The 26,510-nt window shown below is 64.2% G+C and carries 25 protein-coding genes and 1 pseudogene; 9 read left to right on the top strand and 17 right to left on the bottom strand.

Features of this window, described 5'->3' with window-relative positions:
• Positions 1 to 14: 14 nt before the first annotated feature.
• The 4 genes from uvrB to ABIF91_RS10470 all read right to left on the bottom strand — a co-directional run bounded on the left by uvrB (position 15) and on the right by ABIF91_RS10470 (position 4,628).
• Positions 15 to 2,996 carry an excinuclease ABC subunit UvrB gene (uvrB, locus tag ABIF91_RS10485; protein ID WP_080659856.1) on the bottom strand — a complete coding sequence of 994 codons (2,982 nt, stop codon included), beginning with the start codon at positions 2,994 to 2,996 and terminating at the stop codon, positions 15 to 17.
• A 94-nt stretch (positions 2,997 to 3,090) separates the two neighbouring features.
• The gene (locus ABIF91_RS10480) at positions 3,091 to 3,318 is read right to left on the bottom strand and encodes a hypothetical protein (RefSeq protein ID WP_028176665.1); all 228 of its coding nucleotides are present in this window, start codon (positions 3,316 to 3,318) and stop codon (positions 3,091 to 3,093) included.
• Positions 3,319 to 3,373: 55 nt separating this feature from the next.
• Complete coding sequence (locus tag ABIF91_RS10475; RefSeq protein ID WP_028176666.1) at positions 3,374 to 3,598, bottom strand: hypothetical protein; 225 nt, start codon at positions 3,596 to 3,598, stop codon at positions 3,374 to 3,376.
• Positions 3,599 to 3,713: 115 nt separating this feature from the next.
• Positions 3,714 to 4,628 carry a LysR substrate-binding domain-containing protein gene (locus ABIF91_RS10470; RefSeq protein WP_028176667.1) on the bottom strand — a complete coding sequence of 305 codons (915 nt, stop codon included), beginning with the start codon at positions 4,626 to 4,628 and terminating at the stop codon, positions 3,714 to 3,716.
• 122 nt (positions 4,629 to 4,750) lie between these two features.
• Between ABIF91_RS10470 and ABIF91_RS10465 the strand changes: the two genes are divergently transcribed.
• The 3 genes from ABIF91_RS10465 to ABIF91_RS10455 all read left to right on the top strand — a co-directional run bounded on the left by ABIF91_RS10465 (position 4,751) and on the right by ABIF91_RS10455 (position 6,588).
• The gene (locus ABIF91_RS10465) at positions 4,751 to 5,530 is read left to right on the top strand and encodes a sulfite exporter TauE/SafE family protein (protein WP_028176668.1); all 780 of its coding nucleotides are present in this window, start codon (positions 4,751 to 4,753) and stop codon (positions 5,528 to 5,530) included.
• Positions 5,527 to 5,757 carry a hypothetical protein gene (locus ABIF91_RS10460; RefSeq protein WP_028176669.1) on the top strand — a complete coding sequence of 77 codons (231 nt, stop codon included), beginning with the start codon at positions 5,527 to 5,529 and terminating at the stop codon, positions 5,755 to 5,757. Before ABIF91_RS10465 ends, ABIF91_RS10460 begins: the two co-directional genes overlap by 4 nt.
• Positions 5,758 to 5,889: 132 nt before the next feature.
• Complete coding sequence (locus tag ABIF91_RS10455; RefSeq protein ID WP_028176670.1) at positions 5,890 to 6,588, top strand: glutathione S-transferase family protein; 699 nt, start codon at positions 5,890 to 5,892, stop codon at positions 6,586 to 6,588.
• Positions 6,589 to 6,779: 191 nt separating this feature from the next.
• On the opposite strand, the gene ABIF91_RS10450 is transcribed toward ABIF91_RS10455, so the two are convergent.
• A complete protein-coding gene (locus tag ABIF91_RS10450; protein ID WP_035672205.1) occupies positions 6,780 to 6,980 on the bottom strand; it encodes a cysteine-rich CWC family protein in 201 nt (66 codons plus the stop codon).
• Positions 6,981 to 7,093: 113 nt separating this feature from the next.
• Between ABIF91_RS10450 and ABIF91_RS10445 the strand changes: the two genes are divergently transcribed.
• From ABIF91_RS10445 to ABIF91_RS10435, 3 genes are all read left to right on the top strand, one after another.
• Positions 7,094 to 8,650: a DUF1800 domain-containing protein gene (locus tag ABIF91_RS10445; protein ID WP_035672202.1), complete on the top strand. Its 1,557-nt coding sequence runs from the start codon at positions 7,094 to 7,096 to the stop codon at positions 8,648 to 8,650.
• A gap of 2 nt (positions 8,651 to 8,652) precedes the next feature.
• Positions 8,653 to 9,870, top strand: a complete 1,218-nt coding sequence (locus ABIF91_RS10440; RefSeq protein WP_028176672.1) for a DUF1501 domain-containing protein — start codon at positions 8,653 to 8,655, stop codon at positions 9,868 to 9,870.
• A 143-nt stretch (positions 9,871 to 10,013) separates the two neighbouring features.
• Entirely contained in the window at positions 10,014 to 10,337 is a 324-nt protein-coding gene (locus ABIF91_RS10435; RefSeq protein ID WP_028176673.1) for an antibiotic biosynthesis monooxygenase family protein, read from the top strand.
• Positions 10,338 to 10,350: 13 nt separating this feature from the next.
• On the opposite strand, the gene ABIF91_RS10430 is transcribed toward ABIF91_RS10435, so the two are convergent.
• From ABIF91_RS10430 to ABIF91_RS10400, 7 genes and pseudogenes are all read right to left on the bottom strand, one after another.
• Positions 10,351 to 11,292, bottom strand: coding sequence for an aldo/keto reductase (locus tag ABIF91_RS10430; protein WP_284278727.1), 942 nt, complete (start codon positions 11,290 to 11,292; stop codon positions 10,351 to 10,353).
• A gap of 257 nt (positions 11,293 to 11,549) precedes the next feature.
• Complete coding sequence (locus ABIF91_RS10425) at positions 11,550 to 12,005, bottom strand: GNAT family N-acetyltransferase (protein WP_028176675.1); 456 nt, start codon at positions 12,003 to 12,005, stop codon at positions 11,550 to 11,552.
• A gap of 259 nt (positions 12,006 to 12,264) precedes the next feature.
• Positions 12,265 to 13,394 (bottom strand): IS3-like element ISRj2 family transposase gene (locus ABIF91_RS10420; protein WP_086023025.1). Its coding sequence is split into 2 segments (ribosomal slippage): positions 12,265 to 13,142 and positions 13,142 to 13,394, totalling 1,131 coding nucleotides; the frame shifts between segments, so codons are not numbered across the junction.
• Positions 13,395 to 13,475: 81 nt separating this feature from the next.
• Positions 13,476 to 13,985: pseudogene (locus tag ABIF91_RS10415) on the bottom strand (DUF4118 domain-containing protein); the annotation flags it as partial.
• Between the two features lie 128 nt (positions 13,986 to 14,113).
• Positions 14,114 to 14,272 (bottom strand): hypothetical protein, encoded by a 159-nt coding sequence (locus ABIF91_RS10410; RefSeq protein ID WP_035672192.1) that lies wholly within the window; start codon positions 14,270 to 14,272, stop codon positions 14,114 to 14,116.
• A gap of 73 nt (positions 14,273 to 14,345) precedes the next feature.
• Positions 14,346 to 14,522 (bottom strand): hypothetical protein, encoded by a 177-nt coding sequence (locus ABIF91_RS10405; protein ID WP_162832045.1) that lies wholly within the window; start codon positions 14,520 to 14,522, stop codon positions 14,346 to 14,348.
• Positions 14,523 to 14,675: 153 nt separating this feature from the next.
• The gene (locus ABIF91_RS10400) at positions 14,676 to 15,326 is read right to left on the bottom strand and encodes a glutathione S-transferase family protein (RefSeq protein ID WP_028176677.1); all 651 of its coding nucleotides are present in this window, start codon (positions 15,324 to 15,326) and stop codon (positions 14,676 to 14,678) included.
• A 571-nt stretch (positions 15,327 to 15,897) separates the two neighbouring features.
• On the opposite strand from ABIF91_RS10400, the gene ABIF91_RS10395 reads away from it, so the two are divergent.
• Together ABIF91_RS10395 and ABIF91_RS10390 are read left to right on the top strand one after the other, a co-directional pair.
• Positions 15,898 to 17,100, top strand: coding sequence for a pyridoxal phosphate-dependent aminotransferase (locus tag ABIF91_RS10395; RefSeq protein ID WP_028176678.1), 1,203 nt, complete (start codon positions 15,898 to 15,900; stop codon positions 17,098 to 17,100).
• Between the two features lie 174 nt (positions 17,101 to 17,274).
• Positions 17,275 to 17,754 (top strand): DUF992 domain-containing protein, encoded by a 480-nt coding sequence (locus tag ABIF91_RS10390; RefSeq protein WP_028176679.1) that lies wholly within the window; start codon positions 17,275 to 17,277, stop codon positions 17,752 to 17,754.
• Positions 17,755 to 17,952: 198 nt separating this feature from the next.
• Here ABIF91_RS10390 and ABIF91_RS10385 read toward each other — a convergent pair whose 3' ends face one another.
• Complete coding sequence (locus tag ABIF91_RS10385; RefSeq protein ID WP_424578699.1) at positions 17,953 to 19,296, bottom strand: IS1380-like element ISBdi2 family transposase; 1,344 nt, start codon at positions 19,294 to 19,296, stop codon at positions 17,953 to 17,955.
• A 1,676-nt stretch (positions 19,297 to 20,972) separates the two neighbouring features.
• On the opposite strand from ABIF91_RS10385, the gene ABIF91_RS10380 reads away from it, so the two are divergent.
• Positions 20,973 to 22,316 carry an IS1380-like element ISBdi2 family transposase gene (locus ABIF91_RS10380; protein ID WP_208086440.1) on the top strand — a complete coding sequence of 448 codons (1,344 nt, stop codon included), beginning with the start codon at positions 20,973 to 20,975 and terminating at the stop codon, positions 22,314 to 22,316.
• A gap of 166 nt (positions 22,317 to 22,482) precedes the next feature.
• Here the strand turns inward: ABIF91_RS10380 and ABIF91_RS10375 are convergent, their stop codons facing one another.
• The 4 genes from ABIF91_RS10375 to ABIF91_RS10360 are packed head-to-tail and all read right to left on the bottom strand — an operon-like array spanning position 22,483 to position 26,415.
• Positions 22,483 to 23,910, bottom strand: coding sequence for an MBOAT family O-acyltransferase (locus ABIF91_RS10375; protein WP_050995250.1), 1,428 nt, complete (start codon positions 23,908 to 23,910; stop codon positions 22,483 to 22,485).
• Positions 23,911 to 23,913: 3 nt separating this feature from the next.
• Positions 23,914 to 24,153 (bottom strand): acyl carrier protein, encoded by a 240-nt coding sequence (locus ABIF91_RS10370; protein ID WP_028182120.1) that lies wholly within the window; start codon positions 24,151 to 24,153, stop codon positions 23,914 to 23,916.
• A complete protein-coding gene (locus ABIF91_RS10365) occupies positions 24,153 to 25,940 on the bottom strand; it encodes an HAD-IIIC family phosphatase (RefSeq protein WP_424579144.1) in 1,788 nt (595 codons plus the stop codon). The genes ABIF91_RS10370 and ABIF91_RS10365 overlap by 1 nt, the downstream gene beginning before the upstream one ends.
• A 22-nt stretch (positions 25,941 to 25,962) precedes the next feature.
• Positions 25,963 to 26,415, bottom strand: a complete 453-nt coding sequence (locus tag ABIF91_RS10360) for a MaoC/PaaZ C-terminal domain-containing protein (RefSeq protein ID WP_284277832.1) — start codon at positions 26,413 to 26,415, stop codon at positions 25,963 to 25,965.
• Between the last annotated feature and the right edge of the window lie 95 nt (positions 26,416 to 26,510).

Here is a 26,510-nt window from a genome sequence, read left to right as displayed (position 1 = left end):
TCGCGCGGTTGCGCCTACCTCTTCTTCCACCCGCCCCGTCGCCCCGGCATCCCGCCCGTCGATTTCGGCGCCGGTCCGAACTCTGGACCCGACTGCCTTGAGTCCGTGGGCTGGATGATCCGGCTGGTGCTGCCGAACGGTTTTGACGGGAGCGCGCGGCTCTCGCGGTAGGGCAGGGATTCCGGGCCGTGCATCTCGTCGAGATGCGGCTTGTGCACTTTCGAGCCGCTGCCGCCGCCGCTGGCTTTCAGCGCGGAGCTCACGGTCTTCTTCTTCATCGCACTGACCGGCAAGTTGGCGGCGTCGCCGTACTTCTTGCTGCCGGCATAGGCGCCAGCCTTGCCCGCAACAGTTCGCTGTTTGGCGGTGGGGTCGTCGACCACGGCGAGCTCTGTCGCGCGCAGGCGCTTGACCTCGTCGCGCAGGCGGGCGGCTTCCTCGAAGTTCAGGTCGGCCGCGGCCTCGCGCATCCGCGTTTCCAGATCGGCGAGCACGGCTTCGAAATTGTGGCCGATCGAGATGACGTCGTCGGTCATGTCGTGGCCGCCGACCTCGACCAGCACGTGGTCGCGCTCGTAGACCGAGTTGAGGATGTCGCCGATTTGCTTCTTCACGCTCTCCGGCGTGATGCCGTTGGCAGTGTTGTACTCGACCTGCTTCTCGCGGCGGCGGTTGGTCTCGGCGATGGCGCGCTCCATCGAGCCGGTCATCTGGTCGGCATAGAGGATCACCTTGCCGTCGACGTTGCGCGCGGCGCGGCCGATGGTCTGGATCAAGGACGTTTCACTGCGCAAAAAACCTTCCTTGTCGGCGTCGAGGATCGCGACCAGGGCGCACTCGGGAATGTCGAGACCCTCGCGCAGCAGGTTGATGCCGACCAGCGCATCGAACGCGCCGAGGCGCAGGTCGCGGATGATCTCGATGCGCTCGATGGTGTCGATGTCCGAGTGCATGTAGCGGACGCGGATGCCCTGCTCGTGCAGATATTCGGTGAGGTCCTCGGCCATGCGCTTGGTCAGCACCGTGATCAGCGAGCGATAGCCGGCCTGCGCGGTGGCGCGCACCTCGCCGACGAGATCGTCCACCTGCGTTCGCGCCGGGCGGATGTCGACGGGCGGATCGATCAGGCCCGTCGGGCGAATGACCTGCTCGACGAACACGCCGCCGCTCTCATTCAGCTCCCAGCTGCCGGGCGTGGCGGAGACGGCGACGGTCTGCGGTCGCATCATGTCCCACTCCTCGAAGCGCAGCGGGCGGTTGTCCATGCAGGAGGGCAGGCGGAAGCCGTATTCCGCCAGCGTCGCCTTGCGGCGGAAGTCGCCGCGGAACATGGCGCCGATCTGCGGAATGGTGACGTGGCTCTCGTCGGCGAAGATCAGCGCGTTGTCGGGGACGTATTCGAACAGCGTCGGCGGCGGCTCGCCGGGGCGGCGTCCCGTGAGATAGCGCGAATAGTTCTCGATGCCGGCGCAGCTTCCGGTCGCTTCCATCATTTCGAGGTCGAAGGTGGTGCGCTGCTCCAGCCGCTGCGCCTCGAGCAGGCGGCCCTGGTCGTGCAGCTGGTCGAGCCGCTGCTTCAGCTCCGACTTGATCGACTTGATCGCCTGCACCAGCGTCGGGCGCGGCGTCACATAGTGCGAATTGGCGTACATCTTGATGAATTCGAGCTCGTCCTGCTTGTGGCCGGTGAGCGGGTCGAACTCCTCGATGGTCTCGATGGTGTCGCCGAACAGGTTCACGCGCCAGGCGCGGTCTTCATAGTGCGCCGGGAAGATGTCGATGACGTCGCCGCGGACACGGAACGTGCCGCGGGTGAAATCGGCCTGGGTGCGCTTGTATTGCAGCGCGACGAGGTCTGCAATGAGCTGGCGCTGGTCGATGCGCTCGCCCTTCTTCAGCGCGAACGTCATCGCGGTGTAGGTCTCGACCGAACCGATACCGTAGATGCAGGACACCGACGCCACGATGATGACGTCGTCGCGCTCCAGCAGCGCGCGCGTCGCCGAGTGGCGCATGCGGTCGATCTGCTCGTTGATCGAGGAGTCCTTCTCGATATAGGTGTCGGTGCGGGGGACGTAGGCCTCCGGCTGGTAATAGTCGTAATACGAGACGAAGTACTCGACCGCGTTGTCCGGGAAGAAGTTCTTGAACTCGCCGTAGAGCTGGGCGGCCAGCGTCTTGTTCGGCGCGAGGATCAGGGCCGGGCGCTGCGTCGCCTCGATCACCTTGGCCATGGTGTAGGTCTTGCCCGAGCCGGTGACGCCGAGCAGCACCTGGCTGCGGTCGTTGCGATTGATGCCCTCGACCAGCTCGGCGATCGCGGTCGGCTGGTCGCCCTTGGGCTCGTAGGACGACTTGATCTCGAAGCGCACGCCGCCTTCGGACTTCTCCGGGCGCGGCGGCCGATGCGGCGTCCACACCTTCATGGAGCCGTCGCCCTTGCGGAACTCCGGCCGGCCCTCGCGGATCAGCGCATCCAGCGCATCCGCTGTGGCCTTGACGCCGAGCGCCTCCATCTTGCTGCGCGGCGGGCGGGCCAGCGCTTCAGCATCGTCCTCCTCGGTGGGAAGGCCGAGCTGCCGGGCCAGTTCCGGATCGAATGTCGGGATCGTGGCCGCGGTCCCGTAATTGGCCTGCGGCGCTTCTTCCAACCCACCGGTCTCTCCGCTCCCTCCCCCCTTGTGGGGGAGGGTAGGGGAGGGGGGTAAGCCACGAGTCGCGCTGCCGGCATCCTGCGGAAATTCCTTCGGCGTCGAAGCGCGCGCGCGATGCGCGGCGGCCTCGCCCCCGGCGCGGCGGTCGCGCGAATTGTCCGGCGGCGGCTGCAGGCCGGTGCCCGACCCCAGGCCCGCATCGCCGCGATTGATCGCGGGATTGAGCAGCTCGGCCAGCGCCGGCCCGATCGGCTGCACGTCGGGGCGGTGAGCCTTCGAGTTCGGGGCCTTGGTCTTGGGGGATTTGCCGGACTTTTCGGAGGATGCAGGTTTCTTCGCCATCAGCCGAATATGGGACGAGTCCGCCCCGCGATAAAGGGCGAATGCCCGTCGCGATGCGCGCTGCTGACAGCAGGTTGGCAGCAGGCCGGGACCTTCAGGCCGCCGGCAGCGGCCCGCCGTCGTCTTCGGCCGGGACATGCGGTTCGAGGATGTCGAGATGGATGCCGCCGCAATCGCTGCAGCGCATGGTCCAGTACTCGCATCCGGCGCGGCCGGCGATCACGCGGAGCACCGCGAGATCGCCGTCGCATTCCGGGCAGTTGGACAGCACCGCGCGGGTGTAGATCCGCGGCCGCGCTGCGTCGGTTTCGATGATGGACATGACCGGTGTTCCCCCCTGCGCGCTTTTTCTCTGGTCCGCCCGCGGACCCGCTGGGCTATTCGTCGTCGCCTTCGGCCCGCCGGCGGAAGCGATCGATGTGGTGCTTGGCATCGGCAATCGCCGCATCGGGATCGGGCCAGGCGAAGCCGACTTCCATGGCAGGGAACAGCACGCCGTCGATGGCTACCGGGCTGAAATCGGCCCGGCGGATCCGCGCGTGCCACAGCCCCTTGCCAGCTTCGAAGGATTCGATGTCAAAGCCGTCGTAAAGGGTCGTCATGAGTGTAGGTCCCACTTTTTTTTCGGAGGGTCAGGGGACCACGATTGCGGGTTTCAGAATGTGAAGCGGTTCACAAGCGACGCGGCTTTTTTTGCTCAAGCTTGTCGAAAAGACTTCAGTTCCGCGCGCCGGCGCGACCGATCCGGCGGGGGCGGGCGGCGGGTTCCGAGGCCGCGCGCATGATCCAGCGGCGGAAGGCGGCAAAGTCGCGCTGCTCGGTTTGAAAGCTGCGATAGAGCAGGTACCAGCGCATGCCCTTGGGCACCGAGAGGTCGAACGGCGCCACCAGCCGGCCGGCGGCGAGATCGTCGTCGATATAGGGGCGGATGCCCATGGCGATGCCGAGCCCGTCGGCGGCTGCCTGCAGCGCCTGGCCGTAGAACTGGAACTCGGGCCCCCGCGCGTTGATCCGCGCAACGCCCGCGGCCTTCAGCCAGATCGGCCAGTCCTCGGATGAGTGCGCGACGCGGATCAGGCTCGGTCCCTTCAGGTCGGCCGGCCGCTTCAGGCCGCCCGCGAGGCGGGGCACGCAGACCGGCGTCAGGTCGCCGGCGAACAGCGGCTCGGCGACGAGGCCGGGCCAGTCGCCGGTGCCGAGCTTGATGCCGCAGCTCCAGTCCTCGCCGAACGGCACCGACGCGCCGCCGGTGGTGAAGCGCACCTCGATGTCGGGCTCCTCGCTGCGAAACTCCGACAGGCGCGGGATCAGCCAGCGCATCGCAAAGGTGTGGCCGACGCCGATGGTGAGCACACGCACGCTCGAGGGCGCCGTCACCTGCGCGGTGAGGCTCGCCAGCGCATCGAAGATCGGGGTCAGCCCGCTCTGATAGGCGCGGCCGGCCTGCGTCAGCACCAGGCGGTTGGCCTTGCGCTCGAACAACGCGACGCCGAGCCGCTCTTCGAGCAGATGCACCATGCGGCTGACGGCAGCCGCCGACACGCTCAGCTCCAGCCCGGCCGCAGCAAAGCTGCCGGTCCGCGCCGCCGCCTCGAACGCCTTGATGCCGTTGAGAAACAGCAACCGCCGCAAATTCCGACCCTCAGGAAAGCTGATGCCAGGGCAAGATAACTCAGTTTGCGGAGAAGGGGCAAGCTAGGCACGTTCACCTCAGCAGCCCGCTCCCCTGACCCGAGCACTTGGAGATCCTGCGCGTGACGCCCCTCATGATCGCGGCCCTCGGATTGCTGATGGTCGCCACCGCATTCCTGTCCGGGCTGTTCGGCATGGCGGGCGGGCTGATCCTGATCGGTGTGCTGCTGGCCCTGATGCCGTTGCCGACCGCGATGGTGCTGCATGCGATCACGCAGATGGCCTCGAACGGCTGGCGCGCTTTCCTGTGGCGGGCGCATATCCGCTGGCGGCCGGTCGCGAACTATATGGTCGGCGCTGCCGTCGCGCTCGCGGCCTGGTCGCTCACCCGCTACGTGCCGGACAAGCCGGTCGCGCTGCTGATGCTGGGTGTCACGCCGTTCATGGCGCGGCTCCTGCCGGCGAACATCAAGCCCGATCCCGACCGTCTCTGGCAGGGCACGGTCTATGGCACGATCTGCATGGGCCTGATGCTGATGACCGGCGTCTCCGGCCCGCTGCTCGACACCTTCTTCCTCGGCGGCAATTTCGGCCGGCGCGAGAAGGTTGCGACCAAGGCGATGTGCCAGCTCGTCAGCCATTTCACCAAGCTCCTCTATTTCGGCGGCATCATCGACCAGGCGGCGAGCCTCGATCCCGTGCTCGCCGGCGTTGCGATTGCCGCCTCGATGCTCGGCACCACGCTGGCGCGGCGCATCCTCGAAGCCATGACCGACCAGCAATTCCTGGCATGGTCGAACAAGCTGATCACCACCATTGCCTGCTACTACATCGCCTATGGCGGCTGGCTCCTGGTTCGTACTCCGGTGCTGGCCGCCTTCGACAAGGGAGGTTTGCAATGAGCCGCAACGCCGATCCGCTGGTGCTGGACTTCGTCGAATGGGTCGCGCGCGAGCCGCGCGCCTATGCCGAGGTGATCGCGACCTGGAAAACCTCCTGCCCGCGCCTCACCATCTGGGAGGACGCCGCGGATCGCGGCTACGTCGCCCGCGAGACGATAGCCGGCGTGGGGCTGGTCATCGCGGTGACGGAGGACGGCGAGAGATTGCTGCGCACGAACGGGCGTTGATACGCACATCTGCCTCCACATCGTCATTGCGAGCGCCAGCGAAGCAATCCAGAATGCGTCCGCGGCGACAGTCTGGATTGCTTCGGCGCAAGAGCTCCGCGCAATGACGGAGCATAAGGAGGCTGCCAGCCCATGTCACTCAAGCTCTACGAACTCGTTGGCACCGACGCCTCTCGTCCCTTCAGCCCGTATTGCTGGCGCACGCGGATGGCGCTGGCGCACAAGGGGCTGTCGGCGGAGTCACTGCCCTGGCGCTTCACCGAGAAGAGTGCGATCGCGCCCCACGGCTCGGAGAAGGTGCCGGTGCTGTTGCACGACGACAAGCCCGTGGTCGATTCCTGGACCATCGCGAATTATCTGGAGGACAATTTTCCGGATCGTCCGTCGTTGTTCGGCGGCGAGGGCGGCCGCGCCATGGCGCGCATGATCAATGCCTTCGGCGACATCGCCATCGTCGGCGGCATCTTTCCGCTGATCGTCGCTGACATCCCGAACAACCTTGCCGAGGTCGACGCCGTCTATTTCCGCAAGTCGCGTGAGGCGCGCTTCGGCGGCAAGAGCCTGGAAGAGGTCATGGCGAGCCGCGACACCGGCGTCGTCGCGTTCCGCAAGTCGCTGGAGGTGATGCGGCAGGCCTTGAAGAAACAGCCCTATCTCGGTGGCAACGCGCCGAACTACGCCGACTACATCGTGTTCGGCGGTTTTCAATGGGCGCGCGTGGTCAGCCCGTTCAAGCTGCTGGAGGCGGACGATCCGGTCTATGGCTGGCGCGAAAGACTGCTGGATGCGTTCGACGGCATGGCGCGGACATCGCCGGGGTTTGCGGCGTAGGGCACACTCTTTCCACTGTCGTCCCCGCCTAGTGCGCAATTGCGCACGGGGCGCGGGGACCCATACCGCGTGATCTATCGGTTGCTGATGATATTCGTCCCGAACGTCCAGTCTTCGCCAAACTTCTCCCTGGGGTTATGGGTCCCCGCGTGCGCGGGGACGACACTGGCGTGTGTCGCGCGCTCTCGCATCTAACGAGCAGCGCTCGCCGCCGCCGCCTTGCGCAAACACTCCCGGCACAAGCAATCCTCGCCCTCGAGCGGCATCGGCAGTTTTGCCGTCTCCTCCGCGCACCAGCAGGTGCCCGAGAGGTCGCAGCCGAACTCGGTGCCGCAGCGGGAGCAGGCGAGGCGGCGTGGTTCCTGCAACGCGGATTCTTTCGGATTTGCCATGATCTACGCCGAAGCTTCGCCGTCATTTTCATGTCGGGTTCATCTGTCGCTGCGGTATATTACGCGCCGCGCACGTATCAGGAAAGCGGCTCCGACGCGCGAAGGACAGATCGATGGCCCGCGATACGCAAGCTGCCCTCGTCGCGCTCAACCGCTTTGGCTTCGGCGCCCGCGGCGGCGCGTCGGGCGATCTCATCAACGCAAGCTCCGACCCGCGCGGCTTCGTGAAGGCCGAGCTTGCGCGTCCCAACGGCGTGCTGCTGGAAGCGCCGGGACTGCAATCGACGCCGCAACTCGGGCAGGCCGTCTTTGCCTATCAGGACCAGGTCAAGCAGGCGCGCGAGGCGGCGAAGGCCGCCGCGCCCGCTGAGACGCCGCCGGCCGCGCCGACTGAACGAAACGCCGGGCTCCGCCGCAATCCCTCGCTGAACGCGGCGGCGACGGAGATCGCCGGCCAGATGGCGGATGCGAAGCCTGTGGACAATGCGGCAAAGTCGGACGCCATGCAGCCCAACGCGGCGGCACCGCCGGCCGCAAAGCCCGCGCCGCAGCCGCTCAACGTGATCCAGAAGACGTTTCGCGCCGAGGCGCTGGCGCGGTTGCAGCGCGCGACGCTGGCCGAGTGCGGCTTCACCGAACGCCTCGTCGCGTTCTGGTCCAACCATTTCTGCATCTCCGCCAGCAAGGGCGAGCTGACACGGATCTGGGCCGGTGCGTTCGAGCGCGAGGCGATCAGGCCACACGTGCTCGGGCGCTTCGCCGACATGCTGAGGGCGGTCGAGCAGCATCCCGCGATGCTGTTCTTTCTCGACAACCAGCAATCGCTCGGACCGGATTCGCGCGCCGGGCAGAATCGCAAGCGCGGGCTGAACGAAAATCTCGCGCGCGAGATCATGGAGCTGCATACGCTCGGCGTCGGCGGCGGCTACACGCAAGGCGACGTCACCTCGCTCGCGCGCATCATCACCGGCTGGACCTTTGCCGGCCGGCAGGGGCAGCTAGGGTCCCCCGGCTCCTTCGTCTTCAACGTCAATGCGCATCAGCCCGGGCCGCAAGTCCTGCTCGGCAGGAGCTACGAGGCCACCGGGCTCGCACAGGGCGAAGCCGCGCTCGCCGACCTCGCGCGGCATCCGTCGACCGCGAATTTCATCGCCACCAAATTCGTTCGTCACTTCGTCGCAGATGATCCGCCGCCGGCGCTGGTTGCGCGCCTGCGCGACGTCTTCGTCAAGTCCGACGGCGATCTCAAGGCGCTTGCCATGGCGCTGGTCGATTCCGATGAAGCGTGGAAGGCGCCGCTGACCAAGATGCGCGCGCCTTACGATTTCCTGGTCGCGAGCGGCCGGCTGCTCGCGCAGGTGCCGGAGGACCCGAGCCGCTATCTCAACGGCCTCAACCTGCTCGGTCAGCCGCTATGGTCGCCGCCCGGTCCCAACGGCTTTCCCGACACCAATGCCGCCTGGGCCGCGCCTGAAGGCATCAAGCTCAGGCTGGACATCGCCGCGCAGATCGGCGCGCGGCTCGGCAACAACATCGATCCGCTCGACCTCCTGGAGTTCGCAGCCGCCGATGCAGCCTCGACCGAGACGCGGCGGAGCATCGAGCGCGCGGAGTCGCGACAGCAGGCGCTGGCGCTGCTGTTGATGTCGCCGGAAATGCAGAGGAGATGAAGATGATCGACTGCGTCGAGAACCGGCGCCTCACCTCGCGCCGCGGCCTGCTGCTCGGCGGCGCCTCCTTTGCAGCCTGGGCTTACCTGCCGAAATTCGCCCGCGCCGCCGATGGGCGCGATCCGCGATTGATCGTGGTGATCCTGCGCGGCGCGCTCGACGGTCTCTCGACCGTCGGGCCGATCGGCGACCCCGACTATGCCGGCCTGCACGGCTCGATCACGCTCACCGCCGATGGTGCGAATCCTGCGATCATGCTCGATTCCTTCTTCGCGCTGCATCCGGCGATGCCGGAATTTGCGCGCATGTATCGCGACAGGCATGCTGCGGTGATCCACGCGGTGGCGACGCCCTACCGCGACCGCTCGCATTTCGACGGCCAGGACGTGCTCGAAAGCGGCTATGCCGGCCCGGGCCGCGTGCAGTCCGGCTGGCTCAACCGCGCGCTGGAAGCACTGCCGCGCGGCGAGCGCGTGTCGAGCGGTCTCGCCGTCGGGCCGACCACGCCGCTGGTGCTGCGTGGCAACGCGCCCACCGTCGGCTGGGCGCCGGTGGCGCTGCCGCAGGCGGATGACGACACTGCGATGCGCCTCATGGAGCTCTACCGTCACCGCGATCCCGCACTGGCCTCGGCGTTGTCGCAAGGCCTCCAGCTCGACAAGGTCGCAGCCGGCGAAGATATGAAGGCGAAGGGCGGCAACGCCGTCGCGCAGATGCGGCAGGTCGCGCGCGGCGCGGCGAAGCTGATGGCGGCCGATGACGGCCCGCGCATCGCCGCGCTCGCCTTCGACGGCTGGGACACGCATGCCAATGAAGGTGGCCCTGTGGGGCGTCTCGCCTTCCTGCTCGGCGGCCTCGACGGCGCGCTCGCCGAGTTCGAAAGCGGCCTGGGGGATCGCTGGCGCGAGACCGTCGTCGTCGTCGCCACCGAGTTCGGCCGCACCGCGCGCATCAACGGCACCGACGGCACCGATCACGGCACGGGAACGATCGCGCTGCTCGCCGGCGGCGCGGTGAAAGGCGGCCGCGTCATCGCCGACTGGCCTGGCCTCAAGCTCGCGAACCTGTATGAGGGCCGCGACCTCAAGCCCACCACGGATCTGCGTTCGGTGATCAAGGGCGTGCTACAGGACCGGTTCGGCCTGTCCGATCACGTGCTGGCGGAGACGGTGTTTCCGGATAGCGCAAGCGCAAGGCCAATGAAGGGGCTGGTGGCTTAGGCCGTCATTCCGGGGCGCGCGGAGCGCGAACCCCGGAATCCATTCATCGACTTGTTCCGTGGCGAAATGGATTCCGGGCCAGCGCCTTGCGGCGCGTCCCGGAATGACGACATGATGGGCCGAGCATCAGGAGAGACCACCCAATGTACATCGCCATGAACCGCTTCCGCGTCGCCAAGGGCTCCGAGGCTGCTTTCGAGCAGGTCTGGCTTTCGCGCGACACCCATCTCGACAAGGTGCCGGGCTTCGTCGAATTCCATCTGCTGAGGGGCCCCGAGCTCGAGGACCACACGCTCTACGCCTCCCACACCGTGTGGGCGAACCACGCCGCGTTCGAGGCCTGGACCAAGTCGGAGGCGTTTCGCGCGGCGCATCACAAGGCGGGAGACAACAAGCCGCTTTATCTCGGCCATCCCCAGTTCGAGGGCTTCGAGGTAGTGCAGACGGTCGAGCGCGGCGCGAAGTAGCGCGCCGCAGAGCTCAGCCCAGAGTGATCTCGTCGATCTCCGCCATCTCATCCACGCTGAGTTTCCAGGCGATCGCCTTCACGTTCTCCTCGATCTGCTCGACGCGCGTGGCGCCTGCGATCACGCTCGACACCTGCGGGCGCGCGGCGAGCCAGGAAAAGGCGAGCTCCAGCATCGAGCGGCCGTGCGCCTTGGCGAAGGCCTGGAGCTTCTCGACCATGTCCTCGTTGCGCGGCGTGACGTAACGGTCGCGTAGCGCCGGCGCCTTGGCAAAGCGCGTGTCGGCGGGGGCCGCCGCGCCGCGCTGATACTTACCCGTCAGCAGGCCGCTCGCGAGCGGGAAGAACGGCAGCAGGCCGAGCCTGTACGCTTGCGCAGCCGGCAGCAGGTCCTTCTCGATGTCGCGAACCAGCAGTGAATATTCGTCCTGGCAGGAGACGAAGCGGCTGACATTCATCGCGCGCGCGGTGAACTCGGCTTCCGCGATCCGCCAGGCCGGGAAGTTGGAGTTGCCGATGTAGCGCACCTTGCCTTGCCGGATGAGATCGTCGAGCGCACGCAACGTCTCCTCCATCGGCGTCAGCGGATCGTAATCGTGCTGCTGGTAGAGGTCGATGTAGTCGGTCTTGAGCCGCCTCAGGCTCGCCTCGACCGCATCCATGATGTAGCGGCGCGAGGCGCCCTGCCTGGTGCCGTCGGTCGCCATCGGCTTGGCATATTTGGTGGCGAGCACGATGTCCTTGCGGCGGTCGCCGAGCACGGTGCCGAGCACCGTCTCCGAGCCGCCCATCCCGGCATAGATGTCGGCGGTGTCGAACAGCGTGATGCCGAGATCGAGCGCGCGATGGATCACCTTGCGCGAGGTCTCCAGATCCGTGCGCTGGCCGAAATTGTTGCAGCCGAGGCCGACCGCAGACACGCGAAGGCCGGAGGCGCCGAGATTGCGAATTTCCATGGGAGATCCCGTCAGATGAGCAGCGGCGCATTGTGACCACCGTGCGCCGCATCAGCAAGCCGATGCCTGCGCTGCTGCCATGCAGACGATCCCGGACAAAAAAATGCGGCCCCTGTCAGACGCGGCGACTGACGGGGACCGCTTTGGGGCGCTTGATCGGTGACGGGGGGCCTGACCAGACGCAGGTGCAGCCTAGTCTCGCTGTGTTACGCGCGGGTGACAGGCGGAGTTATCCACAGGGGTCCAGGGCGCAGGACTCAGAAGATCTTGCGATAGACGATGAAGCCGGACCGCTCCGCGACCTTGTCGTACAGGCGCTGCGCCGTCAGATTGGTCTCGTGCGTCTGCCAGTACACGCGCGGCGATCCCGCGAGCTTTGCCCGCTCATAGACGCCATGGATCAGCGCCGAGGCGACGCCCTTGCCGCGCGCGGATTCGAGCGTGAACAGGTCCTGCAAATAGCAGGACGGCTCGATCGCGGTGGTGCTGCGATGAAACAGATAATGCGTCAGCCCGAGCAGGCGGCCGTCGTCCTCGGCCACCAGCGCATGCATCGGCTCATAGGCATCGAAGAAGCGCTGCCACGTCATCTTCGTAATCTCGGGCGACAGGGCGGTCGGGCCCGAGCGGCCGTAGAAGGCGTTGTAGCCGTCCCACAGCGGCAGCCATTGATCGTAATCCTGCCTGGTCACGGCGCGAATGGTGAGCGACATGTGAAATTCCCGCGATCGATGAAGCGTCCTTCATACGTGATGGTCGCACTGCCGATCAATCGCGCCGTTGCATCACTCCGCGACGCGCAGGTAGCGGGTCAGCTTGCGGTTTGAGAGCTGGCCCCGGTTGTTTGGACAGCGCCCCGCTGGATTTAAGTGGATTCCTGCCGGGTTATGCTGAACGCGGGGCTTTACGGTTTTGTCGTTGCGTCGGGAGGGCGTAGCCCGACCAGAGCGACGACAAAACCGTCGGCGACGGTCATGCGGCCATCACCATAGCTTGCGTGCCGAAGTAAGCCTCGTCGGGCGTGCGCCCGTCAAGGCTCGAGTGAGGGCGTCCCTGATTGTAGAAGGCCAGATACTTGGCAATTGACGCTCGCGCCTCGGACACGCTGTCGTAGGCGCGGAGATATACTTCTTCGTATTTGACCGTGCGCCAGAGCCGCTCGACAAACACGTTGTCGCGCCAGGCGCCCTTGCCGTCCATGCTGATGGCGATCTTCGCGTCCAGCAGCACATCGGTGAACTCGAGGCTGGTGAACTGGCTGCCCTGATCCGTGTTGAAAATCTCGGGCCTGCCGTGCTTCGCCAACGCCTCCTGGACCGCTTCGACGCAGAAGGCCGCCTCCATTGTGATCGAGACGCGATGGGCCAGGACCCGTCGGCTGAACACATCGACGACCGCCGCGAGATAGACGAAGCCACGCCGCATCGGAATGTAGGTGATGTCCATTGCCCACGCATGGTCGGGCCGCTCGATCTTCAATCCGCGCAACAGGTACGGGTAGATCTTGTGACCCGGAGCCGGCTTGCTCGTGTTCGGGCGACGATAGACCGCCTCGATCCCCATGCGCTTCATCAGCGTCGCGATGTGGCGGCGACCGGCGTATACGCCCTCCCGCCGCAGCAACGATCGCAGCATACGCGCTCCCGCGAAGGGATAATCGAGATGCAGCTCATCGAGCCGACGCATCAAGGCAAGGTCCTCGGCCGAAACTGGCCGAGGTTCATAGTAGACCGTGCTGCGAGCCAGCTTCAGGACCTTCGCCTGGCGCACGATAGAAAGATCATGACCGCGGTCGATCATCGCTTTGCGCTCAGCAGGCCCGCCTTGGTGAGCGCGCCGGACAAAAAATCGTTTTCCAACGCCAGCTCGCCGATCTTGGCATGTAACGCCTTCAAATCGACCGGCGTCTCGGCCGATGTCTTGTCATGCCCAAACACGCCGGCGGCGCCTTCCAGGAGCTGGTTTTTCCAGATCGTGATCTGGTTCGGATGAACATCAAACAGTTGCGCCAGCTCCGCCAGTGTCTTGTCGCCTTTGACCGCAGCCAAAGCAACCTTCGCCTTGAATGCCGGAGAATGCGTCCGGCGGCTCTTCTTCGTCATCTTCGCTCCTGATTCGCAGCAAGAATCCTCGCCGCTGTCAGGCAGAAAATCCACTCAAGCTACTGTCCGAATTTGCGGGGCCAGCTCTATGAAGGGTGGCTTGCTTTCGGCGATCACGTCCGGCACCGCAAAATAATCGCGGAACGCGCGGTTGATGAACTCGGCCCGGGTCTCGGCATCGAGCAGCACGATGCCGATATCGACCTGGTCGAGCGCGGCCGACAGCCGCGCGGCCGTGGCGTGGCTCCGGCGCTCGGCCGCGACCGTGCCGAGCAGCCGCTCGCGCATCAGGCCGGTGATGCCGGCGGTGCCGACAGCCGTGACGGTCAGGAGACCGAGCCGGACCAGATCGGCGGCGCCATAGCCGGAAACGCCGTGGCGGTTGAGGAAGAACAGCGCCGCGCCGATCACTGCGACAACGGCGGTCGTCATGGCGGAGGCGAGACCCGCGAGCGCGCCGGCGAGAGCCACGATGCAGACCAACAGCGGCGCGGGCGAGGGGGTAGGGAAAAGGCGATCGAACAGCATTGCCAGCAGCAGGGCCGCTGCCGTCAGCGCCGGACCGGAGATCGCGCGCCATCCGAACCGCATGGACCAGTCTCGCTCCTCACGAACGAGGTCAGGCCGCAACACTGACTGATTGTTGCGTGACTGCGATGCGGTTTCGTGCGGCGTGCTTAAGGCGCGCTTGCGTGCACCCCTCAAGCTTTCCGATGATTTTAGACCATGTGCGCGTGCTTGACGCGCTGTTGCAGTGCGGGCGCATTCAGCGTCGACGTCCCTACGCCCTTGCGCGTGCCGACGATGATCAACAGCGACGCCGCGACCAGGATGGCCGCGGTCAAGGTGATTGCAACGACTACCACAGGTGATTTCATCGACGTCCTGTCGCGATGCCGGTCGGCGCGGGCCGCACGGCGCCCTGAAGGCAGGTCCAGGATGAAACGGGAATCAGACCGGCAGGCCCATCGCCATGGTCGCCTTGGTCGACAGCACCGTCAGGGTGACGATCAGGCACAGCGAGAGCGCGGCGACGGCGAGCGAGGCCGCGACCGCATGGGTGAGCCGGGAAGACGCGACGGTAGCGGATGGGCTCTGAAAGCCTGCCGTGCCGGACGCCCGCATCATGGTCTAAATCCTTCAACACGCGAGCGAATCACCCGCGACTTTCCGGAATTTCCCAGTTTCAACCGGCAATATTGCGGCGGCTATCGCGCCAAAAATGGCGAGATTGCGGCAAAGGGGGCCCTTGTGCCCGCTATTCGCCCGGGCGTGGCGCCGTCAGGCGCCCGCCGCGATGCTGGCGGGGTCGTCGATGTCCGCCGGGCGCCAGTCCATGGTCACGAAGCCGGGCGCGGCTTCGACGCGCTCGAGCCAGTCCCGGATCGCCGGGAAGGTGGAAAGATCGAAGTCGCAGCGGTCGGCGAGGTGGGTGTAGCCGTACAGCGCGATGTCGGCGACGGTGAGCTGGCGCGCGGCGAAATAGGTGTTGGTCTTGAGATGGTTCTCCATCACCTGGAGCGCGCCATAGCCGCGCTCCATCCAGTCCTCCAGCGAATGGGTCTGGAGATCGCGGCCACCCTTGACCAGCGACAGCCAGAAATAGGCGGCGCCGATGTTCGGCTCGAGCGCGTGCTGCTCGAAGAACATCCATTGCAGCGCCTCGGCGCGATCGATGCGGTTTTCCGGCGCGAGCGGCGTGCCGACGGCGACGTACCAGAGGATGGCATTGGACTCGGCGAGATAGCGGCCCTCGCCGACCTCGAGCAGCGGCACCTGTCCCGACGGGTTCTTGCTGAGAAAGTCCGGCGTGCGGCTCTCGCCGCGCAGGATGTCCACCTCCACCGCTTCATAAGGCAGGTTGAGCAGCGCCAGCGCAAGGCGGACCTTGTAGCTGTTGCCCGAGCGTTGCATCGAATAGAGCTTGTACATTCTGCAGTTCGAATCCGAGGACGTGAAGACGCGGCGATCGTTGCCCCCGCGAGGCGGCTAAACAATGATGCCGATGCGAATCCGCCGCAAGAGCCGGCCAATAGAAAAACTCGAAAACCCTGCCGCACTGCAACGTTGCGGAAGATCATTTCCGCGCGAGCATGCAATTCAGCTCACGCTTGCGTCAACGCGGGCATTGCTCGGCGAGATGATCAAGTAGGTAGGGATCATATCGACGATCGGAGACGGACTGATGCCTCCGCATCGTCATGGCCCGGGCTTGTCCCGGCCATTCACGTGTTGCCACATGGCAAGAAGTACGTGACTGGGCGGGACAAGTCCCGGGCATGCAAAATTGCTCCGAGGACAGGCCTTGCCGGATATGAGGAATTTGGCCGGCAAAGTTACGGAACATTGCGGTCGGGGCGCTCTGAAACGCCGGAAATCGGCAATCTTTTTCGAGATCGGGCCGAAGTTTCTTGCGGCGCAGCGGCGCACGTTTTAGGGTGGCTCATTCCCACAATTGGAGTCGTGAGGCGACAGGCTTCACGACGCTCGCCAGGAGATGATGATGTCCTTCCTTGCCGCTGCGCTCGACCGTGTGAAGCCGTCCGCGACCATCGCGGTCACGGATAAAGCACGCGCGCTGAAGGCGGCTGGCCGCAACGTCATCGGCCTCGGCGCCGGCGAGCCCGACTTCGACACGCCCGCCAACATCAAGCTGGCGGCGATCCACGCCATCGAGGCCGGCAAGACCAAGTACACCGCGGTGGACGGCATCCCCGAGCTGAAGGAAGCCATCATCGCCAAGTTTCAGCGCGAGAACGGCGTCGCCTACAAGCCGAACCAGATCATCGTCGGCACCGGCGGCAAGCAGGTGCTCTACAACGCGCTGATGGCGACCATCAATCCGGGCGACGAGGTGATCATTCCCGCGCCCTATTGGGTCAGCTATCCCGAGATGGTCGCGCTCGCCGGCGGCGAGCCGGTGCCGGTGGTCTGCACCGCGGCGACCGGCTTCAAGCTCCAGGCAGAGGCGCTCGAGCGCGCGATCACGCCGAAGACCAAATGGGTCATCCTGTGCTCGCCGTCGAACCCGACGGGAGCCGCCTATACGCGTTCGGAACTGAAAGCACTCACCGACGTGCTGGTGAAGCATCCGCATGTCTGGGTGATGACCGACGACATGTACGAGCATCTCGTCTACGACGACTTCCAGTTCACCACCGTCGCGCAGGTCGAGCCTGGTCTCTACGACCGCACGCTCACCGTGAACGGCGTCTCCAAGGCCTATTGCATGACCGGCTGGCGTATCGGCTATGCCGGCGGTCCGGCGCATCTCATCAAGGCGATGGCGACGATCCAGTCGCAATCGACCTCGAACCCGTGCTCGATCGCGCAGTGGGCATCGGTCGAGGCGCTGAACGGTCCGCAGGAGTTCATTCCCGCCAACAACAAGGTCTTCAAGGAGCGGCGTGACCTCGTCGTCTCCATGCTCAACCAGGCGAGCGGCATCGAGTGCCCGCGCCCCGAAGGCGCGTTCTACGTCTATCCGTCCTGCGCCGGCACCATCGGCAAGAAAGCGCCGTCGGGCAATGTGATCTCCAACGACGAGCAGTTCGTCACGGAGCTCCTGGAGACCGAAGGCGTCGCCGTGGTGCAGGGTTCGGCCTTCGGCCTGGGACCTGCGTTCCGCATCTCCTACGCGACCAAGACCTCGGACCTCGAAGACGCCTGCAAACGCATCCAGCGCTTCTGTGGCAATCTGCGCTGAGGCTCTGCCGCGACAAGACATCGAAAAGGCCCGCCTCTGGCGGGCCTTTTTAATTGTTTGCACGTTTATCCTCGTGCGCGATCTGGCACCACCACGGCTGTTGTGGCATAGACCATCACGCAACACGGGTGGGGCGCTCTCTCTGCTCGCATCACATCATCGCCGGAGACATTCATGCGCCGTTCATTCCTCCTCGCAGGGCTCACCGCCGCCAGCCTCCTTGCCTCCGTCGCGACCGGTGGCGCGCAGCAGCGGATGACGCGGGTCGGCGTGCTCGAGTGCCGCGGCGGCGCCAGTGTCGGCTTCATCGTGGGATCGGTAACCCATCTCGGCTGTGTGCTGCGCGCCGACGGCTTGCCCGAGGACCGCTACGTCGCGACCATCCGCAAGGTCGGCCTCGACATCGGCATCACCCAGGAGACGGCCCTGGCCTGGGGCGTGTTCGCACCGGTCGACCGGCTCGGCCCCGGCGACCTCTCCGGCAATTACGCCGGCGCGCAGGGCAGCGCCTCGGTCGGTGTCGGACTTGGCGGCAACGTGCTGGTCGGCGGCTCCAACAACTCGATCGCGCTCCAGCCGCTCAGCGTGCAGGGCCAGGTCGGCCTCAACATCGCCGCCGGACTCGAAAGCCTGGAACTGCGTCCGGGGCGTTAGTTCGCGGGCCACTTGTCTCGATAGGCCTCTAGCCCGTCCTATTCGTGAGAGTGCGGCTTTTGGGCCCGATTGATGCGGCCGCACATCTTGTCTGACGAGGCGCACAGGATTGCCTTCGGCTTTTCGCCGCCTGACGACCGGTACTTTGCAACGCGCTTGAGGGATGGGTTGGGCGAACGGGGGCGGACGCCCCGCCGGTCAAGGACCGAGCGGCAGCAGCGCGCCGGGCAAGCCGCAGATCAGGTCGGCTTCGGGACATGCCGCGGCAAACGCAAGGCGAATGCGGCTCGTGGTCTCGACGACACGGGCGGCGATTTTCAAGAGCCGAAGACGCAGCGTCGCGAACTCGGCAGCGGCCAATTCCCGGACTTTGGGAATGGCGTCGCGCACGGTCAGCATCAGCCAATAAGCGGCCGTATGGAGCACGAGACGGACCTGGTTGGCGAGCGCCGAACGGCAGCTGGTGCGGTCGGAGGCGAGCTGCGTCTTATGCAGCTTGATCAGATTCTCGGCTTGGCCGCGCGCGCAATACAGGCTGTCGTAGATCCACTCGGCCGAGCCGACATCGAGGCTGGTGACGACGAAACGGATGTCGAGGCCGAGCATCGTCGCCTCAATACGGGCGACGGTGCGCCGTTCGCGATCCCAGGACTTTGCCTTGTGGCGCGTCTCGGTATAGCCACGCAGAACCGGCAGGTTCTCGATGGCGCGTCGGGTGCGGATGTCGTCGGCGACCTCGTCGACTTTTCTGGCGAGAGGCTTGGTGCCGGACAGACCGAAGATGTAGTCGATGCCGTTGGTCTCGCACCACGCCATGGCCTCCGGCCGGGCATAGTGCCCGTCGCCACGGAACGTAATTCGCGTGTTGTGCCACCGCGTGCGGATATGCCGTACCAGGCGGCGCAGAAGGGCACGCACCTCGACGCCGCCCGGCGTCTTGCCGGGCCTCAGCACGACCGCCACGGGACGGCTCTTCTCCGTGTCGTAGACGTGGATCGGCAGGAAGCAGCGTTCGTCATAATGAGCGTTGAACAGCGAGAGCTGCTGATGGCCGTGGACGACATCGCAGGTATCATCGATGTCGAGCGTGACGGATGCCGGCTCGCGCGGGTAGCTATCCATCCATGCGTCGACCAAAATGTAGGTCAGTCGGATCACGTCGCGCAGGCGCGGAGCATTCTCCAGCCGCGACAGCGTCGGTTGGGAACACAGATCGCGGCCCGTGTCCGGCAGCCGTCCGCAGGCCAGCTTGAATGCGGGATCGGACCGCAGATGATCGAGGTCGTCGGCGTCCTCGTAGCCGCAGCAGATCGCGAACATGCGCGCGCGGAACATATCGACAAGGCTGTGCACGACCCGCGTCGGATCGCGCCGATCCGGGAACACCCGGGCCAGATTGTCGGCCAAGCCGAGACGCCGCTCGGCCATCGCCAGAAGCATCACGCCCCCGTTCGAGGTCAGGCGACCGCCATCGAAGGCAGCTGTGACTTTCTTGGCGTGAACGGCTGGAAACGAGAAGGGCGGAATCGTATCGTCGGTCATGGCGGGCGTGGCGTTCGCGGTTGAAGGTGATGGGGTGGCTTCGCAACCGAATCCTACGCCGCATCAGCGCTTTACACCACGCTCGCCAGCCCTCAGGCGCACTCTTACGAATAAGACGGGCTAGCCGAGTAGCGTGTTTCAGTCTTTCCTGAAGGTCGTGAGCATCGATGTCTGGAAACAGGGCGCGAAATCTCTCGTCGGTTAGCATCGAAAGCAGCATCCTAATGTAAGCCGGTTCGCTCGGATGGTAGGGATCGGCAAATTCATCCGGCCGGCCACCGAAACTCTCCAGTCTGCTGAAGTCAAAATAGAGCACGCCCTGGTTTCGGATCCATTCCTGCGTTTCTGCCGATCGGAACTGTCGCCACGCCCCGTAGTGTGATGATCGCTCTAAGGCGTCGCGCACCTTGGGAATGTAAGGCATGGTCACTCCGACCAGCGCGATACTTTTCTGTCTTGCCAACTCGGTGAAGCGTTCGAAGTCCCGGAGAATAGAGCTGTCGAGACGCTGGGCGGGAACGAGAGGCCATTGCTTTCCTGCCTCGATTGCAGAAACGCTGTCCGTTCCGTCGTCGAACGTGCGAGATCCGTAATTGTAGGATCCGTCAAGACGAAATCCAGAGCCGGTCCGTATCGCCGACAAACCCAATGCGGGGGTGCCATTGTAAGAGGGCCAGGGAAATCTGCGGGTGCGCACCAGATCCTCGAATACGCCGAGAATAATGCCGATCTGTTCAGGTGTCGCCCAGCCGCCCATTTCGCTGCGGGATTGAGATGAGTAGGTTGTCTCGAATGCGGGAACGAAGGGGAAATAGTCGATCGAGAAAATAATAACGCGGGGGCTGAAGTCGCCGAATTCCTCGAGCATGCGAGCGAAGTCACGGACCACAAAAACCGCGTTCGCAGCATTATAAAACCTTGTGGGATGAAACATGGCGCTACGCCACTGATTTGCGCGTGAGGATCCCATCGCCACCGCCTCCGGTTTTCTCTGGAGAACCGCATCGACCTTCAGCCGGTATGAATGATCCGACAGCTTGGGAAGGTAGACGAATGACGCTCCATGGGCCTGCAGCCACGCGACGGTGCTCACGGGCAGCAGTTCGCCGCACAGAAGGGGATTCCGAGTCCAGGAACTGCGATCATCGCCAGGGGCAGCAGAAACATGCCCAGCCGCAGGAGGAATCGTCTGGCCGGGTGAGTGCCGGTGAACGGGCTAGCCCGTCTTATTCGCGAGAGGGCGCCTGAGAGGCTGGCGAGCGTGGTGTAAAGCGCTGATGCGGCGTAGGATTCGGTTGCGAAGCCACCCCATCACCTTCAACCGCGAACGCCACGCCCGCCATGACCGATGATACGATTTCAGACCACTATCGAGAAGCAAGAATTCAACACAAATAAAACCTCTGCCTCGCGCTCGATCTCTTCATGCTTGATAGTCTCGTTTCGGAGGCTGAGCACCTACCGCGTCTAATAGGCCGCTCGCGCCGGTTTCTTTGGACGCGGCACGACCGCGACTCCACGTTTCGGCACAGAAATGATCGGGAGTCACTCAATCTTTCTTCAACTTAACCCGTCTTATTCGTAAGAGTGCGCCTGAGGGGTAAAGCGCTGATGCGGCGTAGGATTCGGTTGCGAAGCCAACCCCATCACCTCCAACCGCGAACGCCACGCCCGCCATGACCGACGATACGATTCCGCCCTTCTCGTTTCCAGCCGTTCACGCCAAGAAAGTCACAGCTGCCTTCGATGGTGGGCGCCTAACCTCGAACGGGGGCGTGATGCTTCTGGCGATGGCCGAGCGGCGTCTCGGTTTGGCCAACAATCTGGCCCGGGTGTTCCCGGATCGGCGCGATCCGACGCGGGTCGTGCACAGCCTGGTCGATATGTTCCGCGCTCGCATGTTCGCGATCTGCTGCGGCTACGAGGACGCCGACGACCTCGATCATCTGAGGTCCGATCCGGCATTCAAACTGGCCTGCGGTCGCCTACCGGACACGGGCCGGGATTTGTGTTCCCAGCCGACGCTGTCGCGGCTGGAGAATGCTCCGCGCCTGCGCGACGTGATCCGGCTGACCTACACTTTGGTCGACGCATGGATGGATAGCTACCCGCGCGAGCCGGCATCCGTCACGCTCGACATCGATGATACCTGCGACGTCGTCCACGGCCATCAGCAGCTCTCGCTGTTCAACGCTCATTATGACGAACGCTGCTTCCTGCCGATCCACGTCTACGACACGGAGAAGAGCCGGCCCGTGGCCGTCGTGCTGCGGCCCGGCAAGACGCCGGGCGGCGTCGAGGTGCGTGCCCATCTGCGCCGCCTGGTACGGCATATCCGGACGCGATGGCACAACACGCAAATTACGTTCCGTGGCGACGGGCACTATGCCCGGCCGGAGGCAATGGCGTGGTGCGAGACCAACGGCATCGACTACATCTTCGGTCTGTCCGGCACCAAGCCTCTCGCCAGAAAAGTCGACGAGGTCGCCGACGACATCCGCACGCGACGCGCCATCGAGAACCTGCCGGTTCTGCGTGGCTATACCGAGACGCGCCACAAGGCAAAGTCCTGGGATCGCGAACGGCGCACTGTCGCCCGTATTGAGGCGACGATGCTCGGCCTCGACATCCGCTTCGTCGTCACCAGCCTCGATGTCGGCTCGGCCGAGTGGATCTACGACAGCCTGTATTGCGCGCGCGGCCAAGCCGAGAATCTGATCAAGCTGCATAAGACGCAGCTCGCCTCCGATCGCACCAGCTGCCGTTCGGCGCTCGCCAACCAGGTCCGTCTCGTGCTCCATACGGCCGCTTATTGGCTGATGCTGACCGTGCGCGACGCCATTCCCAAAGCCCGGGAATTGGCCGCTGCCGAGTTCGCGACGCTGCGTCTTCGGCTCTTGAAAATCGCCGCCCGTGTCGTCGAGACCACGAGCCGCATTCGCCTTGCGTTTGCCGCGGCATGTCCCGAAGCCGACCTGATCTGCGGCTTGCCCGGCGCGCTGCTGCCGCTCGGTCCTTGACCGGCGGGGCGTCCGCCCCCGTTCGCCCAACCCATCCCTCAAGCGCGTTGCAAAGTACCGGTCGTCAGGCGGCGAAAAGCCGAAGGCAATCCTGTGCGCCTCGTCAGACAAGATGTGCGGCCGCATCAATCGGGCCCAAAAGCCGCACTCTCACGAATAGGACGGGCTAGAACTTGAAATAAATGAACTGCTGGACATTCGAAGACGCTTGTGAAACGTGCTGGATCATTGCGGAGACGATGCATGCGACGGCGGCGTAGTAGCCTGACCAGCGGAGCCAGACCGGGAAGGGCTTGGCGTCCTTGGCCCATGTGACCAGGAGGTCGTATGCGATGACTGCCGCGATTGCTATCAGAGGCTTCGTCAGCGCGACCGTTCGGACGCCCTCGGCTCCGGTGAAGAGGGCCTTGTAGATCCAAAGCGCTTCTCGCAGGCCGCTGGCGCGAAACAGGATGAACGTCAGGGTGACGATGAGGAACGTCGTCGTGGCGCGCAGCACCAGCAACACTGGACGCGGAACGCGGGATCGCCAGAACCGATCGCGCCGGGCGAAGGTGAGCGTCGAAAAGGCGACGAGGGCGCCGTGGATCAAGCCGAAAACGGCGAAGTTGAAGCCGGCGCCGTGCCAGATGCCGACCAGAACGAACGTAAAGACCAGTGCGCCAGCAAGACCATACTTCCCCCAACGCCTCGCCTGGAACTGCAATGGCATGAAAACATAGTCGCGAAACCAGGAGGACAGGCTGATGTGCCAGCGCCGCCAGTAGTCGGGCAGATTCTGGCTAAGCCAGGGTTGCATGAAATTGATCGTGAGTTCGATACCCAGCAGGCGAGCACTTCCGATCGCGATCAATGAGTAGCCGGCAAAATCTGCGTAGACCTGAAATGAAAAATAGATGGTGGCGAGCGCCAGGTCGACGGCCCCGTGATTGCGGGGCGCCGAATAGACGGCGTCAACATAAGGTGCCAGCGTATCGGCGACGACGATCTTGAGGAACAGGCCGGTGAGGATGGCGCGCAAGCCGGTAACCGCGCGTTCGTAGTTGAACACGCCGAGATTTCCGAGTTGCGGCAGCAAATGCCGCGCGCGCTCGATCGGACCGGCGGTCAGATGCGGGAAGAAGAACATCACTGCACCGAATCGGATCGCGTTCCTTTCGGCCGGCTGGCTTCCGACAAAGACGTCAATGACGTATCCGGCTGCGAGAAACGAATAGAACGAGATGCCGATCGGCAGGATGATGTTGGCCATCGTCGACCATCGGACCGCCAGATCGCCGTCGGGTGGCAGCAGATGATAGGCGGTTGCTGCGTACTTGAAGAACAGCAGCGGCAGGAGGGTCGCCGTCAGGAGCGCCGCAAACAGCATACCCCGCGCCCGGCCCTCGGGCACGCGAGACAGGACGAGTCCGGAGAAATAGGCCAGCGTGGCGACTGCGACCAGCACGTACCACGTGCCAGGATTGAGGCTGACATAGAAGAGCAGGCTGATGAAGGTCGTCGCGAGCAGGCGCGGCGCGCCCTGCGGAATGGCGTGCACGATCAGCGTCACAATTCCAAGAACCAGCAGGTAACGCAGATCGCTGAAGGCCATTGGCTATGTCGGGAGCTTCTCGCGCAAGCAGTCCATCATCTCGCCGACGTTCTGGAAACCCATCACTTCGCGCGTGCTGAATTTCACCTTGAAGGTCTCTTCGAGCGTCATGATCAGGGTGATGTGATTCAGCGAATCCCAACCCACGACATGCTTTGCCTGCATCTCACGATAGATGTTCAAGTCCGGATTGTCGAACACCTCGCGGAAGACGTTCTGTACGCGTGTTTCAAAATCGCTCATTATGTTTGCGGCTCTGGTTCGTGAATGATGATCGGGATGGACTCTCGACGGTATTGGCCAAGATCCAGCGAATAGACGCGCGTCGTGCCTTCTTCGCCGGCCGCGGCGAAACCTTGCTGCGGATAAAGATTTTCGACGATGCCGTTCTTTGTAGTCGGGATGTAGCGCCCGACCAGCCTGTGGCAGCCCAGCTGCCTGGCTTTTTCGGCCATAACCTGAACCGTCAGGTCCTCGACGCGGCGCCCGAGCACGCGGCAGCTCATGATCCATGTGTCGACGATGGCATCACTGCCCGACTTCCTAAAGATCACCGTTGCGATGATGCCGTTGTCGCCAAGCCGGTCGGCGAGCCGGATGCAGAAAGCCGCGACGTCGCGATCAGCGGCAAGCTGGCGCAGATCGGCCTCGCTGTGCCGGATGGTCGTGAGGTTGAATTGGTTGCTGCGCTGGACAAGCTGAAGGACACGGGGCAGCGCGTAGCTGTCGAACGGCAGGATGTGCGCCTCCATCCCGAGTTCGGCGATGAAGTCGTCCAGCCCGTGGAACTTCTCCCGGATCGTCTGACGCTGGTCGTCCGCTTGATAATAGGCGAGCCGGGCCAGATCCTCGGCCGTCGCCGACCGGCCTTCGAACAAATTCCAGCGGGCCAGATCGCTGATGAAGTCGGCGGGGTCGGTCGACAACTCCGGTACCTGCATCGCGGGAAACGCCGTTCGGATGAGCGACCGCTCGAAAGCTGTGTCGTCTAGGAAGACGAAGCTGTCGAGGCCGAGGTTCAACTTTTCCCGGATCGCGAGAATATTGCTGGCCTTGTCGCCGAAATTGGCGACGACGGCCGCGAAATCATCCCAACGCAAGATCATGTCTGGATGATTTTTCAGGACGTCAGCTACGTTCGCCTGGTCGTTCTTGCTGCAGACCGCGAGCAGGACGCCGCGAGATTTCAGTTCGAGCAGAGCGATCTGGAAGCGCTGGAAAGCAAGCCCGAGTTCGGTCTGCCCAATCTCGAGCCGGTCCGCGCCGTCCTCGGCCAGAATGCCTCCCCACATCGTATTGTCGAGATCGACGATCACGCATTTGATGCCGGCGCCGCGTTCCACCAGTATGGTATCGCTGACGTTCTTGACCAGTGAAGGGATGAAGGACGGGGACAATGCCTGCTTCGCCTGGCACCAGAGTCGCTCGTCGAGCCAATGGCGCTTGCCGTGGTAGCTGGCCTGAAATTCGGTATCGACGATCTTCACGCCCTGCTCGGAAGCGGCGTCGAGAAGGCTCTGATTTATCCGGGTTACGGTGGACGTCAAAGTCTCGCGCTCGCTCGCGGTGCGATTGCCAAACGGACGATTGAGCGGCACCACGAAATTGTGCTGAATCAGGATAGCGTTACTGCGCGACCGAACCCGCTTCCACAGTTCAACGATCTCGCTGCTGACACTATCCGCGAACGCGGCCTTTTCGGCACTTCGCGCAAAACGGTGGTAGAGCGCCTGAGTTGCCGTTAACAGGATGACCACTTCCGGATCGAAGCGATAGAGTTCGCTCGCCGGGTTCAATATTTCCTGGCGTATCATATCGAACTCGGCCTCGTATATCTCAGGCCACCATCCCCTCAACTTCAAGGTTGCGGCGAGTGCCTGCCCGTAGTGTTGGGTGGCCGCGTCGCCGAGCAGCGCAATACGCAAGTTCGGCTGCCCGTCCTTTCGTTCGATGCGCCGGCCGAGCGAAATCAACCGATGGAACGGCAAATCGGCCAGTTCCCACGCCTGCGGCAAGTTGAGCAAATCCATACGCCGGGAGTTCCGATTAGAGCTAGACGGTCACTGGTAAATCGCTATCGGTCGCGTCATTGAGCGACCCCACATCCAGAATGCGATGCCAGGTCTTGCCCGATGCCAGAACAGTCCCGCTGTCGTCAGTGATCGCGATATCAAGTACAATCGTCGCGACAGCCTCGCTGACCTGCCTGACCGTCGCTGCCAGCGTGACGTCACAGGGTGCGTAGCATGGCTTGCGAAAGGCAATATCCGCTCGCTCAAGGACCGATCGCGGGCCCGGAAATTCCGTTCCGACGAGGCGTGACACCAAAGCCATTAGGTAAGCCCCGTGCACGACGACGCCGTCGAAGCCTGCGGCCTTTGCGAACTCCGCGTCAACATGCAAAGGAGCAGTGTCGCCGGACAGCGCGACATATCGGGCCAGGTCATCCCGGGTGATCGGAATTCCCAGATGATGGGTCTGGCCGACGTGAAATGCTGTCAACATTCGTGGCTGGTCCGCTGTATGCCGCAATGATGGCAATCGATAGCTGATTATTGCCGAACTGTTGCCCGACATTGCAGACTATTGCCACGAAGCGA

Origin of the sequence: Bradyrhizobium sp. USDA 241 (assembly GCF_049739505.1) — a bacterium.
GTDB classification, from domain to species: Bacteria; Pseudomonadota; Alphaproteobacteria; order Rhizobiales; family Xanthobacteraceae; genus Bradyrhizobium; species Bradyrhizobium liaoningense.
The sequence above is the reverse complement of the archived record's forward strand: the minus strand, read 5'-3'. Positions and strand labels throughout refer to the sequence as shown.

Bases quoted from the DNA above. Each gene is read 5' to 3' on its own strand.
- uvrB (WP_080659856.1), bottom strand. From the start codon at position 2,996: ATGGCGAAGAAACCTGCATCCTCCGAAAAGTCCGGCAAATCCCCCAAG.
- ABIF91_RS10480 (WP_028176665.1), bottom strand. From the start codon at position 3,318: ATGTCCATCATCGAAACCGACGCAGCGCGGCCGCGGATCTACACCCGC.
- ABIF91_RS10475 (WP_028176666.1), bottom strand. From the start codon at position 3,598: ATGACGACCCTTTACGACGGCTTTGACATCGAATCCTTCGAAGCTGGC.
- ABIF91_RS10460 (WP_028176669.1), top strand. From the start codon at position 5,527: ATGAGCCGCAACGCCGATCCGCTGGTGCTGGACTTCGTCGAATGGGTC.
- ABIF91_RS10455 (WP_028176670.1), top strand. From the start codon at position 5,890: ATGTCACTCAAGCTCTACGAACTCGTTGGCACCGACGCCTCTCGTCCC.
- ABIF91_RS10450 (WP_035672205.1), bottom strand. From the start codon at position 6,980: ATGGCAAATCCGAAAGAATCCGCGTTGCAGGAACCACGCCGCCTCGCC.
- ABIF91_RS10445 (WP_035672202.1), top strand. From the start codon at position 7,094: ATGGCCCGCGATACGCAAGCTGCCCTCGTCGCGCTCAACCGCTTTGGC.
- ABIF91_RS10440 (WP_028176672.1), top strand. From the start codon at position 8,653: ATGATCGACTGCGTCGAGAACCGGCGCCTCACCTCGCGCCGCGGCCTG.
- ABIF91_RS10435 (WP_028176673.1), top strand. From the start codon at position 10,014: ATGTACATCGCCATGAACCGCTTCCGCGTCGCCAAGGGCTCCGAGGCT.
- ABIF91_RS10430 (WP_284278727.1), bottom strand. From the start codon at position 11,292: ATGGAAATTCGCAATCTCGGCGCCTCCGGCCTTCGCGTGTCTGCGGTC.
- ABIF91_RS10425 (WP_028176675.1), bottom strand. From the start codon at position 12,005: ATGTCGCTCACCATTCGCGCCGTGACCAGGCAGGATTACGATCAATGG.
- ABIF91_RS10410 (WP_035672192.1), bottom strand. From the start codon at position 14,272: ATGAAATCACCTGTGGTAGTCGTTGCAATCACCTTGACCGCGGCCATC.
- ABIF91_RS10405 (WP_162832045.1), bottom strand. From the start codon at position 14,522: ATGATGCGGGCGTCCGGCACGGCAGGCTTTCAGAGCCCATCCGCTACC.
- ABIF91_RS10400 (WP_028176677.1), bottom strand. From the start codon at position 15,326: ATGTACAAGCTCTATTCGATGCAACGCTCGGGCAACAGCTACAAGGTC.
- ABIF91_RS10395 (WP_028176678.1), top strand. From the start codon at position 15,898: ATGTCCTTCCTTGCCGCTGCGCTCGACCGTGTGAAGCCGTCCGCGACC.
- ABIF91_RS10390 (WP_028176679.1), top strand. From the start codon at position 17,275: ATGCGCCGTTCATTCCTCCTCGCAGGGCTCACCGCCGCCAGCCTCCTT.
- ABIF91_RS10385 (WP_424578699.1), bottom strand. From the start codon at position 19,296: ATGACCGACGATACGATTCCGCCCTTCTCGTTTCCAGCCGTTCACGCC.
- ABIF91_RS10380 (WP_208086440.1), top strand. From the start codon at position 20,973: ATGACCGACGATACGATTCCGCCCTTCTCGTTTCCAGCCGTTCACGCC.
- ABIF91_RS10375 (WP_050995250.1), bottom strand. From the start codon at position 23,910: ATGGCCTTCAGCGATCTGCGTTACCTGCTGGTTCTTGGAATTGTGACG.
- ABIF91_RS10370 (WP_028182120.1), bottom strand. From the start codon at position 24,153: ATGAGCGATTTTGAAACACGCGTACAGAACGTCTTCCGCGAGGTGTTC.
- ABIF91_RS10365 (WP_424579144.1), bottom strand. From the start codon at position 25,940: ATGGATTTGCTCAACTTGCCGCAGGCGTGGGAACTGGCCGATTTGCCG.
- ABIF91_RS10360 (WP_284277832.1), bottom strand. From the start codon at position 26,415: ATGTTGACAGCATTTCACGTCGGCCAGACCCATCATCTGGGAATTCCG.